The sequence below is a fragment of the Blautia massiliensis (ex Durand et al. 2017) genome, from assembly GCF_051861785.1.
GTDB classification, from domain to species: domain Bacteria; phylum Bacillota; class Clostridia; order Lachnospirales; family Lachnospiraceae; genus Blautia_A; species Blautia_A luti_A.
In genome coordinates this window covers 1,143,959-1,160,485 of record NZ_CP146725.1, presented here as the reverse complement: position 1 = coordinate 1,160,485, position 16,527 = coordinate 1,143,959, and the positions used below count along the sequence as shown (strand labels likewise).

General features: G+C 39.1%; 16 protein-coding genes and 2 pseudogenes. 9 read left to right on the top strand and 9 right to left on the bottom strand.

Annotated features, from left to right (window positions below; genetic code table 11):
- Positions 1 to 98 precede the first annotated feature (98 nt).
- Positions 99 to 1,311 (bottom strand): annotated as a pseudogene (locus V9W66_RS05620) (MalY/PatB family protein).
- Between the two features lie 212 nt (positions 1,312 to 1,523).
- On the opposite strand from V9W66_RS05620, the pseudogene V9W66_RS05615 reads away from it, so the two are divergent.
- Positions 1,524 to 1,916: pseudogene (locus V9W66_RS05615) on the top strand (ABC transporter substrate-binding protein); the annotation flags it as partial.
- A 131-nt stretch (positions 1,917 to 2,047) separates the two neighbouring features.
- Here V9W66_RS05615 and V9W66_RS05610 read toward each other — a convergent pair.
- Entirely contained in the window at positions 2,048 to 2,716 is a 669-nt protein-coding gene (locus tag V9W66_RS05610; RefSeq protein ID WP_243121784.1) for an Abi family protein, read from the bottom strand.
- A 212-nt stretch (positions 2,717 to 2,928) separates the two neighbouring features.
- Here V9W66_RS05610 and V9W66_RS05605 point away from each other — a divergent pair, with 212 nt between their 5' ends.
- Genes V9W66_RS05605 through V9W66_RS05595 form a run of 3 tightly spaced genes read left to right on the top strand, consistent with a single transcriptional unit; the run spans position 2,929 to position 5,562 of the window.
- On the top strand, positions 2,929 to 3,450 hold the full coding sequence (locus V9W66_RS05605; RefSeq protein WP_242828381.1) for a hypothetical protein: 522 nt from the start codon (positions 2,929 to 2,931) through the stop codon (positions 3,448 to 3,450).
- Positions 3,451 to 3,502: 52 nt separating this feature from the next.
- A complete protein-coding gene (locus V9W66_RS05600) occupies positions 3,503 to 4,756 on the top strand; it encodes a DDE-type integrase/transposase/recombinase (protein WP_439362801.1) in 1,254 nt (417 codons plus the stop codon).
- Positions 4,757 to 4,758: 2 nt separating this feature from the next.
- Positions 4,759 to 5,562, top strand: a complete 804-nt coding sequence (locus V9W66_RS05595) for an ExeA family protein (protein WP_243125600.1) — start codon at positions 4,759 to 4,761, stop codon at positions 5,560 to 5,562.
- A 142-nt stretch (positions 5,563 to 5,704) separates the two neighbouring features.
- Here the strand turns inward: V9W66_RS05595 and V9W66_RS05590 are convergent, their stop codons facing one another.
- From V9W66_RS05590 to V9W66_RS05575, 4 genes are all read right to left on the bottom strand, one after another.
- The gene (locus tag V9W66_RS05590; protein ID WP_243121723.1) at positions 5,705 to 6,013 is read right to left on the bottom strand and encodes an Abi family protein; all 309 of its coding nucleotides are present in this window, start codon (positions 6,011 to 6,013) and stop codon (positions 5,705 to 5,707) included.
- A 191-nt stretch (positions 6,014 to 6,204) separates the two neighbouring features.
- The gene (locus V9W66_RS05585; RefSeq protein WP_144094097.1) at positions 6,205 to 6,954 is read right to left on the bottom strand and encodes a hypothetical protein; all 750 of its coding nucleotides are present in this window, start codon (positions 6,952 to 6,954) and stop codon (positions 6,205 to 6,207) included.
- A gap of 328 nt (positions 6,955 to 7,282) precedes the next feature.
- Positions 7,283 to 8,122, bottom strand: a complete 840-nt coding sequence (locus V9W66_RS05580) for a helix-turn-helix domain-containing protein (protein ID WP_144094098.1) — start codon at positions 8,120 to 8,122, stop codon at positions 7,283 to 7,285.
- A gap of 291 nt (positions 8,123 to 8,413) precedes the next feature.
- On the bottom strand, positions 8,414 to 9,652 hold the full coding sequence (locus tag V9W66_RS05575) for an IS110 family transposase (RefSeq protein ID WP_144094729.1): 1,239 nt from the start codon (positions 9,650 to 9,652) through the stop codon (positions 8,414 to 8,416).
- Between the two features lie 435 nt (positions 9,653 to 10,087).
- On the opposite strand from V9W66_RS05575, the gene V9W66_RS05570 reads away from it, so the two are divergent.
- From V9W66_RS05570 to V9W66_RS05555, 4 genes are all read left to right on the top strand, one after another.
- Positions 10,088 to 10,708, top strand: coding sequence for a CHC2 zinc finger domain-containing protein (locus tag V9W66_RS05570; protein WP_144096247.1), 621 nt, complete (start codon positions 10,088 to 10,090; stop codon positions 10,706 to 10,708).
- The gene (locus V9W66_RS05565; RefSeq protein ID WP_330575473.1) at positions 10,683 to 12,056 is read left to right on the top strand and encodes a DNA primase family protein; all 1,374 of its coding nucleotides are present in this window, start codon (positions 10,683 to 10,685) and stop codon (positions 12,054 to 12,056) included. The genes V9W66_RS05570 and V9W66_RS05565 overlap by 26 nt, the downstream gene beginning before the upstream one ends.
- 113 nt (positions 12,057 to 12,169) lie before the next feature.
- Positions 12,170 to 13,144 carry a MobV family relaxase gene (gene mobV / locus V9W66_RS05560; RefSeq protein WP_144096252.1) on the top strand — a complete coding sequence of 325 codons (975 nt, stop codon included), beginning with the start codon at positions 12,170 to 12,172 and terminating at the stop codon, positions 13,142 to 13,144.
- A gap of 76 nt (positions 13,145 to 13,220) precedes the next feature.
- Positions 13,221 to 13,412, top strand: coding sequence for a hypothetical protein (locus V9W66_RS05555; protein ID WP_044924790.1), 192 nt, complete (start codon positions 13,221 to 13,223; stop codon positions 13,410 to 13,412).
- Positions 13,413 to 13,501: 89 nt separating this feature from the next.
- Here the strand turns inward: V9W66_RS05555 and V9W66_RS05550 are convergent, their stop codons facing one another.
- Positions 13,502 to 13,981, bottom strand: a complete 480-nt coding sequence (locus V9W66_RS05550; RefSeq protein WP_117998174.1) for an MGMT family protein — start codon at positions 13,979 to 13,981, stop codon at positions 13,502 to 13,504.
- Positions 13,982 to 14,350: 369 nt separating this feature from the next.
- Between V9W66_RS05550 and V9W66_RS05545 the strand changes: the two genes are divergently transcribed.
- Positions 14,351 to 14,587, top strand: a complete 237-nt coding sequence (locus V9W66_RS05545) for a DUF6061 family protein (RefSeq protein ID WP_002578301.1) — start codon at positions 14,351 to 14,353, stop codon at positions 14,585 to 14,587.
- A 133-nt stretch (positions 14,588 to 14,720) separates the two neighbouring features.
- Here the strand turns inward: V9W66_RS05545 and V9W66_RS05540 are convergent, their stop codons facing one another.
- A complete protein-coding gene (locus V9W66_RS05540; protein ID WP_144096257.1) occupies positions 14,721 to 16,040 on the bottom strand; it encodes an MATE family efflux transporter in 1,320 nt (439 codons plus the stop codon).
- Entirely contained in the window at positions 16,030 to 16,488 is a 459-nt protein-coding gene (locus tag V9W66_RS05535; RefSeq protein ID WP_144100444.1) for a MarR family transcriptional regulator, read from the bottom strand. Before V9W66_RS05535 ends, V9W66_RS05540 begins: the two co-directional genes overlap by 11 nt.
- Between the last annotated feature and the right edge of the window lie 39 nt (positions 16,489 to 16,527).

Here is a 16,527-nt window from a genome sequence, read left to right as displayed (position 1 = left end):
TTCCTCCTGTTTACAGCGTTCCGGAAAGTGACAGGATGGAACGCTGATGTTATGAGCTCTATTATAGCATAGATTGTAATGAATGGCAGAGTAGATTTTTACCTGTTGAAGACGTACCGATCCATTCGGCGGAAGGCTTCTTCTATGCGGGAACGGGGTGAGGCCAGATTCATTCTCAGGTGACAGGGACCGAAAAACATCCTGCCGTCCTGGACGGCAACGCCGACATCCCAGCAGGCTTTTTCCACATCTTCGATTGTTTTGCCATGGGCAGTACACCAGTTGGTGCAGTCGGCAAAGAGCATGTAGGTGCCTTCCGGCCTGGAAACGTTGACACCCTTAAAGTGCCGGTCAATGTAATCACAGGCAAAGCTTACATTTCCGCTTAGTACTTCGCATAGTTCATCGGTCCATTCATAGCCTTCAGGCTGATAAGCGCCAAGCAGAGCGTGCATGGACAGAACATTCATCATATTATAATGGCTCAGACTGGACTCCTTCAAAATACGATCCCGCCACCAGCTGTTGTATACAATGTGATAGCTGCCAACAAGTCCTGCCAGATTAAAGGTTTTGGATGGAGCGTAGAAGGCCGCTGTACGCTGGCGGGCATCTTCGCTGACAGACTGGCTGGCTGGGGATATGCTTATGGCCATTCAGGATGAGGTCAGACCAGATCTCGTCTGAGATGACATAGACATCATATTTTCGGTACAGCTCCATGGCTTTTTCCAGCTCCCGGCGTTCCCACACGCGTCCGCAGGGATTGTGTGGATTGCAGAGAATGGCAGCGTGGATCTTCTTTTCACGGAGTTGTTTTTCCATGTCTGCATAATCCATTCTCCATATGCCGTTTTCATCCTTTATCAGAGGAGCGTGTACGGCCTCGTAGCCGTTGTTTTTCAGACTTTTGGTGAAGCCTATGTATGTCGGGCTGTGAATCAGGACATTATCACCGCGGGAGCAGACGCAGTTCAGTGCACTGATAACTCCGCCCAGAACGCCATTTTCGTAGCCAATGTGCCTGGGCTTCAGACCGGTGACACCGTGGCGTGTTTCCTGCCAGCGGATGATGGCCTTATAATATTCCGGCGGGGCTTCAAAGTAACCGAAGGTAGGGTGACTGGCCCGTTCGATGATCGCCTGCTGTATGGTAGGTACAGTAGGGAAGTTCATGTCTGCTACCCACATCGGGATGGCATCGAATCCCTCCTTCGGCGGGGCAGGAGAGAAACCATCGCCCTTCAGGCCGTCTACTGCGATGGAATCTCTGCCATGCCGGTCAATGATGGAAGTGAAGTCGTATTTCATATGAATGCTCCTCCTGAAAAATTCTATTTGCTTCACCTTATCATATTTTTGGGGGAGGGGCAATTCCTTTCCATTTCAGTATGATGTTCCGAACCCTCCAGGTCCTTCTGGCATATGCTAAAATCAGAAGTCAAAAAAGGAGTATCTGCATGAAAAATAAAAAACGGATCGCATTGGCGGTGGCAGTCGTGCTGACGGTGACGGCGCTGCCGATGACAGTTTTTGCATCAAAGAAAGATAAGGAAGAGGAGAAATTGAGCAAAGTCACTTTAAATGAGGTAGCACATTCTGTTTTCTATGCACCCCAGTATGTTGCGATCGAGAAAGGATATTTTGAGGAGAAAGGTCTGGATCTGACACTGGTGACGGGATTCGGAGCAGATAAAACGATGACTGCTGTGATTTCCGGTGAGGCAGACATTGGATTTATGGGCGCAGAGGCATCTGTTTATGCTTATCAGGAGGGTGCCACGGATCCTGTCGTAAATTTTGCACAATTAACCCAGCGTGCGGGGAATTTCCTTGTGGCAAGAGAAGAGATGCCTGATTTCAAATGGGAGGATCTGAAAGGAGAGAAGGTTCTTGGCGGTCGTAAGGGCGGCGTACATATATCAATGTAAATTATCAGACGATTGTGATTTTGTGTAATTGGGTGGATGGATTGAATAGTGCGAAGAAGTCGCAACAAATAGAATAGCTTTAAATATAAGTGGAAATATTTTGTTAATATCTCCACTTATATTTTGCGAAATTTTGTTATCTCTTTCCAGTTAATCGGAAAACCCATATATTCAAAAAGATCATTTAATTTCAAATTTGAATTCTGCTTTTCATATCGGTCAAAAATATGCACTAGTTGCTTTTTAAACAGTAAAAAATCGGTCTTTGGAAGTAGATAACGAAAAGTAATGACTACACTAAACAAGTCATTTTTTCCATATACATATTTTGAACCGTTTTTGGAAATGCCTAATTTTTTATGTAACAATGTATCTGGAATGTCAATATATGTGTGATAGGAAAACAACCTTTCGTTATGAGCACATACATTTCGGTACAGCGTTAATACCTTTAAATATTTTATCATTTCATTTTTCTTGACATTTCCAAAATCCTGGCAAATTGTTCCTTGCATATTTTGAGGTAAAAATTCAAACATTTTAGATATTTGACCAAACGTAAGGGTATTCATAATCACCCATAACGGAATATTATGATATTTGTTACGCTGGTAAACAAGATATTCATGATCCTTGTTTTTATTAGCCATCATATCTAGCATTTTGATTAATTTAGTAATTCCATTTTTATTTTTGGGAATATTGCCGTAATTATTGGAGTTAAGATATTCTTCTTGACGTTCTCCATGTTTTTTACAGAAGTGATAAGATATTATCAGCCACACTATAACAAACCGATTTTTTACTTTTCATGCAAAATAAAAGAGATCCTGGTATAAAGGAATCTGACGTATTTTCCATCAGATTATTTTATCATGAGACCTCTTGTGTTATCATATGGTTTTGTAACCACGAAATAAAAAGCAGAAACCTCCCCGACCAAAGTTCGATTTCTGCTTTCACCCAAACATAGCTTACGCTACATTCATGCATACCTATGATAACAGTTAATACAGAAAACTACAACCTTATTTCTCAGGATTTTTACAATAAAACAATGGATTCTCTCGATCTGAACCTTATTTCATGTACCTGCGGTCACTCCGGCTGTCTCATCCGCCATGGCTCTTATAAACGCAGTGTCCAGCTTGCTGACAGAATCATCTCCCTTTCTGTTGTTCGTGTGTACTGCAAAGCATGTGGGCATACCCATGCGCTGTTACTTTCATCCATGATCCCGTATTCCCAGATCCCTCTGGTTCTGCACGTCCGTCTGATCCATGCTTATGAGCATGAGACCGGATTCCAAAACATACTGGCAGAACAGTACCTCGTGGATGAAAACAACCTGAAATCCATCATCCGGAACTACCGTTTACATTGGAAGCAACGGTTGCTCTCCATGAGGCTTCACCTCCCCGATATCCCCAGCCTGATTTCAGGATGTTTTTCCCTCTTTTCCAGACAGTTCATGCAGATTAAATCAACCTCCAATAAACTTTTTATCCTGCCAACATAACCTTACACGACAGGTCTGGTTTTATCCCTTATCCTTTAGAAAAAGGAGGCAGATGAAATCTATGAAACAAGAAAAACAACAGGAAATCGCACTGATGCGCTATGGCGCCATCGCACCGATTATTGCAGGACTTGATGAACGTTATCCAAGCAAGACCGCTTTTTACACGGAAATTTCTGCAAAAGGACTCATGGGACCCGACGGGAAGCTCCATCATTATGCTCCCGCCACCATTGAAAAATGGTATCTGGACTATCAGAACCATGGTTTTGAAGGTCTCGTCCCGAAAGGGCGCTCAGATGCCGGCATGAGCCGCAAGCTTGACGAAGAACTTCAGGAGAGAATCCGGTATTTCAAGACCAACTATCCACGCATGTCTGCGGCCGCTATTTACAGGCAGCTGAAATCCGATGGCTCTGTAATAAACGGACAGGTATCCGAATCCACCGTCAGCCGCTTTGTGAAACGGCTTCAGTCGGAACTGCGGCAGACACCGAACAAGGATATGCGCCGATATGAACGCCCCCATATCAACGAAGTCTGGTGCGGGGACAGCAGTGTCGGTCCCCGCCTTACAGATTCGGACGGAAAAAAACACCGGGTCTATATCATTGCCCTGATCGATGATGCCAGCCGGTTCATTACCGGGATCGATGTGTTCTACAATGATAACTTTATCAATCTGATGTCCGTTATGAGATCAGCCATAGCAAAGTACGGGCGCCCCAAAGTTTTCAACTTTGACAATGGGAAATCTTATAAGAACAAACAAATGGAACTCCTGGCTGCAAGGATCGGTACAACACTCAGTTACTGCCAGCCATACACTCCTACCGGAAAAGCCAAGATCGAGCGATGGTTCCGGACCATGAAGGATCAGTGGATGGCAGCCCTTGATATGCGGGATTTCCATTCACTGGAAGAACTGAGGGGAAGCCTGCATGCTTTTGTCCAGAGATACAACCAATCCCCCCATTCTTCCCTCCACGGGCTGTCCCCACAGGACCGCTTCTTTTCGGAACCGGAACAGATCCGCAGGCTTTCTGAGGAAGACATCACCCAAAACTTCCTTCTGGAGATTGAACGCCGGGTATCTGCTGACAGTGTGATCGTCATCGACCAGATTGAATACGAAGTTGATTACCGTTTTGCACGGCAGCGCATCCGTCTGCGCTATTCTCCGGATATGAAAGAGATCTTCATCGTGGAATCGGATGGAACACTAACCCCGATCCGACTTCTGAACAAAACGGAAAACGCATTGATAAAAAGAGAAAAAGTACACTTATGTAAAGGAGACGAATGAGCATGGATTATACTGCAAGATACGGATTGGAATTCAATCCTTTCCTGAAAAACTCAAAGGAAGTCCTCGTAGAAACACAGGAGTACAAGGAGGTTCTGTTCCGGCTGGACTACCTGCTTACCACAAAAGGTTTCGGGCTCCTCACCGGAAGCGCCGGAAGGGGAAAGACCACCGCAGTCAGGAACTGGGCTTCGGGACTGAACACTTCCCTTTATAAAGTGATGTATTCCAGTCTTTCCACCCTGACCGTAAATGATTTTTACCGGAACCTTGCCACTGAGCTCGGAGCCCAGCCTGCATTCCGCAAGACCGATAACTTCAAGATCATCCAGGATGAGATCAACCGTCTCGTACTTGAAAAACGACAGACGCCTGTCATTATCATAGATGAAGCGAACTATATCGGAAACGCAGTGCTCAATGACTTAAAAATGCTGTTCAACTTTGAAATGGATTCCAAAGACCGGGCAGTTGTTCTTCTTTCTGGTCTGCCACAGCTCAACAGCACCCTGCGCCTGAGCATCCACGAACCTTTCCGCCAAAGGATTGTCATGAATTATAACCTGGAAGGTATGACAAAAGCAGAAGGACATTCCTATGTTACTGCCAAGCTGAATGGCGCAGGATGCACACAAACGGTATTCGAAGACAATGCACTGGAAGCAATCCTCAATGCAGCGAATGGGACCCCACGTATGATCAACAAACTGTGTAATGCAAGTCTGTTGGTTGGAAACAGCTCAAATTTAAATATCATAACCGCCGATGCCGTCATGCAGGCAATCAATGACTGTGAACTCGGATAGCTTTAGAAACCATCATGTAAGATAATCTGCATGATGGTTTTTTCTCATAAAATAACGTGCCTGAAGCGTCCAAAAATATATGCTTCATCCCATCGTTAGGTGCTCTGAAAGACCCGTTTTAATCTGATGGAAACGGCAGCGTTTAATTTGCCGAATAACAATAAGAAATGGACGAACGCATTTTTCTTTCTACGCGACATAAATATTTAAAGAATATTCCACGTAACTCTTCATCAAATTCATAAAGAGCAACTATATCTTCAAAACATGCTTCATTAATGTATTTGCGGGTATGAATATCAATAAAAGGATGTTTGTATCCGCCAATTAATGCATAGTAACTGATATTCTGCAGGGATTCTACCGCAAAATCATCATCTGTAATAACTAGATTTTTTTCATTTTTCAGTTTTTCAACTTGTGCGGTATATGTAATAAACGGTTTGCTCATATGTACCTCGCTGCAAAATGTTCCAGATAAAGAAAAAGGAGAGGGGCCTCGGCACCCTCCCCCGATCGCAGGCTTCTCAAGTTTCTGCAATCTGATCACTAAAGATAATATAACTGATATAACTAAGAAAGTCAATCAGAAATTATCTTTATTTAGATTGTATTCAATCTGATTATTGTTATGTACTATTATTAAGCTTTTCCGGTTTCATATAGATAAGTATATAAATTGCTTTGGCTTGTCTTTATCATATCATAATAATGCAACACATTATCTTTTTCTTGTGCAATAACAAAGCATTCCTTTGATATAAACGAAAGATAAGTATCTTTACATACTTTTAAATGTCTATATTCGAGCAAACATTGTAAATCTTCTGAAATACAATCGATTATAAACTTAGCAGCTTCTGCGTTTGTAGAAGTATTTTCAAAACAATAATCATATGGTAAAAACAATAACATATTCTTATTTACTGAGACTTTTTTTAATACCTGTATTATTGTTTTTCCTTCTGGAAGCTTAATGAGCCCTTTTTCTATTTTAATTAAATCGTCTATATTCATAGAACGAAAGCACTTGATTATATCATAAACTTTTCGTTCTCCTTTTAATCGTGAAGGACCTTTTCCTACTACCCCAGGACAAAATTCAGTTATAGTAGGGCTTAACATGCGTCTGGCTTCCATATATTTAGTATCGACCATAATTTTAAAATCTAAATCATAAAAAGAATTAAAAATGTCGGCTTCTCCATGATTTTGCTCTTCATGTTTTCTTAAAATAAATGCTTGATTGCCCTTATAAGTGACAAATTTTGAAGAATTGATAAATGTCGTTAAAAAATCTTCATAATTAGCTGGATGCCCATCTATAAAATTTTTTATATAAATTGTTGGCGGTAATTGTTTTATTAGTAATTTATTTTTGTCAAGTTCCATATATTCTCCAAGCTTGTATTTTTTATTATAATGAGAAAGTGTTGATATTCATATTTGTTACTCTGGGTCATCCAATAGGGGAGAGTAGCATCCCTGTTGGCACACGATTTTCCAACAGGAAAGTCTAGTGTGTTATACCTTTATGAAATTGTGGCTGCCGGAAAGAAATTCTATATCCTTGCGATTATCTCCAATTTCCGGCATTCTGTACTGAAAGGTACTCCGTAAAGGAGTTACCTGAAAGTACAGAACTGAGTCTGAATATTAGCATGACGATGCTGTTATTCAGACGATGCCACATTTGAAGAAAGGTATATCCATGCTTACGTCAGCTATTCTCTGAATTCTTTTCTTGCACGCTATTATCATAAATATATTTTGCCAAATTCTGTACCATTGCAAGTCCTTCATCATTCAGCTCTGTTGTCTGCCCCATATAAAAAGCTACTGCATTTGCTAAGTCAGTGCTTGTAATATCGGAAGCTGGCTTATTCGGCAATGCGTCCCGAATCATCTGTACGGCTTCGGCTGTAGCAACCGCTTTTGTTGGTTCTTTTTTCTGTATACCAGATTTAATATCACGTAATATTGCCATAAACTGAATCTTGATTTTTTCAATGTCTGCTTCATTCGCGCCTATTTTCTGTGAACTTAAAAACTGCTTATCTTTTATAATCTCTTTTCTTTTTGATGGCTTTGCAGTCATCAGATCAATCAGTTGATCAACAGCAAAATCAATCACCTTATTTCGTGCCATGATGCCCTCAGCAATGGTATCATCAAAATAATTCCGAATCATAATACATAATTTTGGAAAATGTTCATGTTCCAATAATCGGTTTAAAATATCTACATCTATTCTTCTGGTAATCAGTCTTGTTACCGCCTCTTCCGACAGTCCAAGTTCCGATATATCATAACTTTTGGGTGAAGTAATCTGAGTGATTCCAAGCAGATAATCAGTAGAAACATGAAAAAACCTAGCGGCATCTATTACAATGCTTATATTAGGATTTTTTGTTTCGCCGCTCTCAATACGACTGATTTGTGAATGAGTCACATGAAGCTGATCAGCCAACTGTTTTTGGCTTAAATCATGGTCTTTCCGCAAATTACTCAATCGGTATGCAAGACTTGTTTCATCTTCTATTAAATCAGATGTCCCCATTGTTTCGTCATCTCCTAAACTACTTCCATTATATCTGTGCCTGTGCAGATTTGCAATTTTTTATCAAATCGTATTCTTGATTTTCATTGTACGTGAATAAATCAGGGGTGCGATTTTTTCATGCTAAACTGTCGTCATGATCGATCAGACAGAACCTTGCTACGAAAATAAAAATCGCAGCCAAGACTTGAACCTTGACAACAAATGTTTTCAACAATTATGAAAGCATCACTATAAAGCAGTCATAATAATGGCTGCCAGCAGTGAAATATGATTTGTACAAAAGATGGATTATACTTGAGCTTCAACCGTATAGCCATGTTTTTCTAATTCTCGTATATAACGGGAAAGTTGTTTTTGCTCACAGTTTTTGCGCCTGACTTCAAAACAGTTTTCATCAAAATTAGTGCCTTGTTTTAGCATTGTATAAATGATAACAAGTAATTTACGAGCAAGAGCGACAATGGCTTTTCTGGCTCCTTTTTTCTGCTTGATTCTCCAATACCAGGCTGAAAGATATGTGTTTCGTTTGCCGGCAATTACCCAGGCAATCTCACAAAGCATACTTTTTATATAAGGATTGCCTTTTGTGATAGAGGTACTTTTTCTTTTTCCGGCACTCTCGTTATTGCCGGGACACAGACCGGCCCATGAACAGATGTGTTCTGCAGTTTTAAATGGTTTCATATCTGTACCGATTTCGGCAATGATTGCACAGGAAGCAGTTGTACTTATTCCATAGATAGTATTTAACTGTTCAATTTGTAAAGCGAATGGAAGCATATCTTCCTGAAGATGAGTTTCAATTTCAATAAGATGCTCTTTCATGGAATCATAATGACACATGAGGATTTTTAAGAAAGATTTTTGATGTTCTGAAAGAGTCCCATTTACAGACATGAGGATTTCATCAATGCGTTTTCTGGTTTTTGTTTTGAGATAAGAATCCAAAGATATTTTATCAATCTGTCCATGTTCCATCAAATGTAGAATAATGTTTCTGCCGGAAGCACCAAAAATATCAGAAATAAAAGAAGACAGACGAAAACCGGAACTCTGCAGGAATTTTTCAACCCTGTTTTTCTGGGAAGTAATATCGCGGATAATACTCTTGCGATAACGGTTTAAATCACGAAATTCACGAATCCTTTTTTCTGGAATAAAACTTGCATTAAGGAGTCCTGCACGTAGTAATGTAGAAATCCATTCAGAATCACGCATATCAGTTTTTTTGCCAGGAACGTTCTTCATATGGCGGGCATTAACAACTAATAAAGTGATATCTCCAGAGAAAGCATCTTCTAATATTTCGTAAATTGGAATCCAATAAATGCCAGTGCTTTCCATTGCAACATGATGGCAATTCTCAGAAATGATCCAGTCTCGTAAAGCAAGCATATCAGGAATTAAAGTGGTAAATTCACGAATTTCAGAGTGAGTAGGTTTACCTAATGGACCAGTTAGGATACATGCAACAATTTTTTCTTTGTGGATATCCAAACCACAGGAAATTTCTAAAAGATCTTTCATACAGACAGCCTCCTTTATAATAGAATTGACAGGAGATTTGCCCGAGATAATATGGACTTTGCTACTCGTGCTATCTGTAAAAGATGCGACAATATGCTGTACTCAAGGGCAAAACATTTACGTTGAAAAACGGGGTGAAAATCCTCCAAGGTACAATCAAACTTAATCCTGTCAATAACTATTGTAAAACAAGGCAGGAAGTAAAAAAAGTAGTGGAGGTCAATCCTCTATTTTCATTATAGGCTGTGATAAGCTTTCATGATTCGTTGAAAACTAAATGACCGTTCCGGAACTTTATAAACCGCCACGATTTTCTGATCAGAAAAGAGCGCTCACAAAGAGACGACACAGCGCCGAGAAGGGTTGCCTGTCAGGAAAGGAACTGGATAAAACGGCACAGCTTTAAATTCAAACTTAAATCAGGAGGAAAATAGAATGAGTTTATTTGAAACAATAAAAGAAACTGTAACCGTCGGACAGGCTGCCGAATATTATGGCATGAAAATTGGAAGAAACAACATGATCTGTTGCCCATTTCATAATGACCATTACCCAAGTATGAAACTAAACACAACTTATTACTACTGCTTTGGCTGTGGTGCTACCGGAGATGTGATCCAGTTTGTTGCAAATCTATTCGGACTGAGTAACTATGAAGCCGCCAAGAAAATTGCTGTAGATTTTGGTATTACACCAGATAATCCGCCAGTAATAGCAGCTCTGAAAAAGCCCGAGTACATGGAAACAAAAAGCAGACAGAAAGAATTACATGAATGCCAGAAAATGGTATGCGAATATCTTCATCGTCTGGAAAAATGGAAAGCACTGTATGCACCAGAACGACCGGATTTACCTATGGACGAACGATTTGAAGAAGCATGTGAAAATCTGAGTTATATCGAATATCTGGCAGATTATCTGACCTTTGCAGATGAAGAAGAAGGCTTTGAAGTTGTAAAATCCATGAAAGAAACAGGCTATCTGGAAGATTTGAAATATCTTTCAGGGTCTCGTGATGAGGAGGATGTATATGCAGAAGAAGCAAAAGCAGCTTAGTAATTATCCAGTTTGGTTTGACGGAACCAATATCAATGAAGCAGCCTTTTGTGAAGAATTTCTCCATACGCATAAAATACTCTTTGCCAACAATGCATTTTTTACTCCAGAGGGGCGGGGCACTGATGATCTGCCCCTTCGTGGGGAAATATTTGAAAGTCTGAAACATTATGCCATTAACAATGTTCCACGCAAAGTGACAAATATTTTAGAAGTTATGAAACTGGCAGCTTATATAGAGGATTTTCCACCAGAAGCCAATAAAATCCATCTTGCAAATGGAACGATATATATAGATGGCACATTTATCCCTGAAAAACCAGATATTGTACGAATGCGTCTTCCAGTCAATTATAATCCAGATACACCAGAAGCTTCTACATGGCTGTCATTTTTAGATCAACTGCTCTACCCGGAAGATATTCCAACTTTACAGGAATTCATAGGGTATTGCCTGATTCCAAGCAACAAGGGACAACGGATGATGATTATAAAAGGAAATGGCGGAGAGGGTAAATCACAGATTGGTGCTGTTCTGAACAGCCTGTTAGGCTCAAATATGAAAGACGGAAGTATCGGTAAAATTTCTGAAAACCGCTTTGCCAGAGCTGACCTTGAGCATATTTTATTGTGTGTAGATGATGATATGCGAATGGAAGCCCTAAAACAGACCAGTTATGTGAAATCCATTGTTACTGCTCAGGGGAAAATGGACTTAGAGCGTAAAGGAAAGCAAAGTTATCAGGGGTGGCTTTTTTCCAGACTGCTTGCATTCAGCAATGGAGATTTACAGGCATTGTATGACCGTAGTGATGGATTTTACCGAAGGCAATTAGTACTGACAGCAAAGGAGAAACCTGCTGATCGTGTAGATGATCCTTATCTGGCAGAAAAAATGAAGAAGGAAGCCGAAAGTATTTTTCTCTGGGCGTTTAAAGGACTACAACGGTTAGTCCGTCAGAATTTTAAATTTACAGAAAGTCCCCGTATTAAGGCGAATCGTGAAAATGTGAAACGGGACAATAACAATGTACTGGAGTTTTTAGAATCAGAAGGATATATTCGCTTTCAGGCAGAGGCAAGTGCAAGTTCCAAAGAACTGTATGAGAGCTATCGGCTCTGGTGTGAAGAAAATTCCATGACTGCATTAAAAAATCGTAGTTTCTCAGATGCTATGATTGCTGTTCAAGCAAAATATAATCTGGAACATTGCAATACAATAAAAAATTCTGCTGGGAGACGAGTATGGGGATTTACGGGAGTAAAGGTTATTACAAAGCCGTCCTATACAGATGGTTTTATGGACGATTCCCAGTGTACGTACGTACCGAAAGAATGGACAAATTAATCTGGTACGTATGTACGTAGTAATTCAATGTAAGTTACACATTATATATTTTTCAGGTTGGCTGTCAAAATAATATGACAGTTAGCCTGTTTTGGGGAAAGGAGGAAGTACAAATGCAAAAAGCACAATACGGTATTTTAAGATTTGCAAAATACAAAGGACCTGAAATCAGCAATATTGAAGCTCACAATGAACGGAAAAAAGAAAAATATGCCAGTAATCCGGATATAGACAACAGTCGAGGAAATTTGAATTATCATTTGATTGAACCAGTCGGGAAGTACCGGGCAGAGTCGAAGCGACTGATTGAAGAATACGGATGCTGGACACGCAAAGACAGTGTACGTGTTGTTGAAGTTCTAATTACCGCTACACCAGAATTTTTCAAAGGTAAGAAAAAGAGTGAAATCAGAGCGTATTTCCAAACAGCTTTGGAATTTATAAAGAAATATCAGGATTCAGAGACAATCCTTTCGGCTGTGGTGCATATGGACGAGAAAACTCCACATATGCACCTTTCTTTTGTCCCGATAACTCAGGATGGAAGACTTTGTGCAAAAGAGATTCTTGGAAATAAGAAAAAGCTGACCTGGTGGCAGGACGAGTTCTGGAAACACATGGTAGAAAAATATCCAGATCTGGAACGTGGAGAAGCCGCCAGCATGACCGGACGTGAACATATTCCACCACGACTTTTTAAAGAAGCAGCGCATCTTACCCGGCAGGCTAAGCAAATCACTGATCTGTTGGAAAGTACAAATATTTTTAATGCTGGTAAAAATACAGATAAAGCTGTGGAACTATTGCAGAAATTTTTTCCTGCAATAGAGAACTTTCAGACGCAGGTTCGGAAATATGATAAGACGATTAGTTCCTTAAAGTCAGATAATGTATCATTAAAAAGGCAGACACAGGATTTAAGCAGACAGGTAAAAGAAGCAACGTCCAGCAGTATACGAAAGAAAATGGATGATGCCAGACTCAGAGCCGATTATGAAAATCTCCAGAAGCTGATGGGACGTATTCCACCAGAAATACTGGAACTGGCAAAAAGAGGACAATTAACCCATTCAGATCGTGAACGGTAAATTGATTTTAAAGTGGACAGACACGAAAACTGTCCATTTTTTATATGATAATCATAGAAAAGTTAACAGAAAGGATGTGATAGCCTTGCGTAAGCCAACGTATTATCTCTGGCGTAACGATTTTCCGTCACAGGAAGAATTTGAAGCGGAACGCAAGAAATATGCTGACATCGGCTTTCGGGTTGTCACATTTCTGGATGGAGATTCAAACACTAATATTCATGATGGTATTAAAGCACTGGTCAAAAATCACTGGGATAATGTGTGATTTAACCAGTGCTTTAATTATACAAACCTGAAGTTATCTATCAATTGTCCAATAATCCTTATAAGTGTAACCATCTATTGTTCCAAAGCCTACTTCAAATCAAAGAGGGAATTTTCATAGCCCTTTACATAATATCGTACATTTTTACGCCCTTTTTGAATAATGGTGTGTCCTTCTGCTTCTAATTTTTCTTTTTGTGCTTCAATACCATTTGGGTATTTAGCATTTAGTTCTCCGTTCGCTTTTAATGTTCTCCAATAAGGTGTTTCATCTTCTGAACGCTGATAACTCGCCCATGCCACAATAGAAACAAAAATTCCTGCCGTAATGGGTTCTGTAAAATCTGCACCACTTAACTCTGCAAAGTATTCTCGTATTTTTCCGACGGTAATCACTTTACCATACGGAATTTTTTTCATTACTTTGTCATAGTCGATTGGCGGTGCAAAATACATTTTACTGCCACCATATTTTTCAATGCTTTTCTGGTCTGTAATAATTTGAAATTTGGGCATATCCTTATTATCGTGCAACATAGCATTAAAATCTTTTTTATCTTCGTTTGCCATTTCTGCCACCTCCTACTTTAAGGATAATCTGTTTGGCATTCCTGTGCAATGAGGCTGTTTGAAAAACTTGACAACTTTCGATTGAGATTTCACCTGTTTTAAGAAATTTAATAACTGTTATATTTTATTATTAAATTCTTCGCAACCCCTTGAAAACACTGGATTTGTCGCAGGTGAGCTTTCCCTTATTATTTCCCTTGTGTTATATCGTCCCATCAGTGTTTATGCACTCTGATAAGGGCAAATACAAGGGCAAGAAAAATCTATAAGACAGTATAACACAAAATAAAAGTGACATGGTGAACTGATTGAAATGCTTCTTAATTTTTGCTACTACTGATTGATTAAATGATAAGGAGATGGGATACGATGAGAACAATATTTGCAGAATACAATCCACAGTGCAACAGCATTGATGTATATACTAATACGGGCTATATACTCCGTATTGATTGTTGGGAAGCAGAAAAAAATTTAAGAACCACACCTGGATCTGATTGTGCTTTGACATCGCTTGCAATCGATGAGCCATTAGAATATGCAAGGTTATATCTTGATGGGAATTTACAGATGTGGGTAGATGCTGAAGATTCATTAGAGTTATGATTATTCCAATCAAAATCTACTAGAATTTATTAAAAATTAGCTTCATAATTTTAAAAGGACAGCCCTATTGCTATGAGGCTGTCCTTAAAAATACAATAGATAAACCTAGATTATTCTTGCTACTATCTGATTGTTAAATTTTCTGTATTCCATATTGCAAATCTCCCTTTTCGCAATATTTTATTAGTATGAATGCCAGAATCGCTGAAAAAACACGTGCCAATACCGTACTCCACCATATCATAATCTGTCCACCAAATAAAGGTGGTAAAACAAGCATAAATATCAGCATCAATACTGGTTCAATGAATGTAAGAATGTATGACAATCCACTTTTTTCAGTAGCATAAAATCCAGCTGTCGCTATTCTGGTAATCGCAACAAATGGTAATGACACTAAAAATATAGGTACAATTTTAGAAATCTCAATACTTACTTCATAAGAAGCTCCGAAAACCCCTCCAATATTTGCTCTGTTTACATACATGATAATTCCACCACAAACAGTAAGAATTATTGCAAAAATGTATGCCATTCTCTGAACTCCTCTCAGGCTTTCTTGATCCTTCTCACCATAAAAACGGCTCATTAAAGGTTGACTTCCATCACCTACGCCCTGCAATATGAGATATATGATACAGATAATATAGGATACACATGCATAAGTTGCAATAGCTTTTTCTCCCCCATAAGAAGCGGAGAATCGGTTTATAAACACCAATGAAATATTAGGAGTCAATGCTAGCCCAAATGGTGCAAGACCTACTCTGAATATAGCGCCACACATTTCTTTTACATTTTTTAAGGATACATACACATAAAACTTTTTATTATATAATGCGTATATGATTGCAATTGCTGCAGTCACACCCTGTCCGGCTATTGTAGCTGTGGCTGCACCTTTCATGCCCATTTCATATATCCATACAAAGATAAAATCCAGAACAATATTGGTTATGAATCCACCAACCATCGCAAACATTGACCAGAAAGAGTTTCCATAATTTCTAATGAATAGCATCATTCCAGTTCCAAGAATCTGCAATATTGCTCCAAGTGCTATAATTTTGATATAATCTGTCGCATTTGTTAATATAATTCCATCTGCTCCAAGCAATCCTAAAATTTTAGACGAAAAGGAGTAAATAATTATGGTACTGATAACACTTACTATTACAAGAAGCCACCAGCTTGTAGCAATAAATTCTTCTGCCCGTTTTCCTTTCTTTTCTGCTGCATTAATTGAGTAATAAACAGCTCCTCCCATACCAATTCCTGTTCCAAGAGCCTGAATCAAAGCCTCAATCGGATATGCAATATTAATAGCCGAAAGTCCAGCATCTCCTATGGTATTGCCTACAAAATATCCATCCACTATCGCATATATTCCTGATAATGCAAATGCTATAATAGATGGAATAACATATTTAAAAAATAATGATTTATGATTCATTTTTCTTACAATCTCCTTCCTTGAAAAGTCTGATAAACAGTTCTGTATTATCATTAAGACTTTCTATATTCTCTAATCCCATTTTTTCGATTACATATATTTCTTTTGAGTGCAGTTTTTCTATGATATCTTTCGTATATTCCATTCCTGATTCTGTGAGGCATATCAGCTTATTTCTCTTGTCTGAATCATCAGATACCATATTGATGTATCCTTTTTTCTGAAAATCTTTTAGTATCGTATTTACCGTTTGCTTAGATATATTCCATTCTTCACTTATCATTTTCTGCGTGCATCTTCCATTACTTTCATAAAATGAATACAAAGCAAAAACTCTATTTGAAGACAGTCCCTGATCCTTTGACCATTCCTCATACATTGCTGTACATTCTTTCCATAAAGCATAATATCGTTGCAACTGTATTATCATATTATTATCTTTTCTCATCTTTTTCCTCCTTAAATTAGTACGAATCCGGACTTTTAT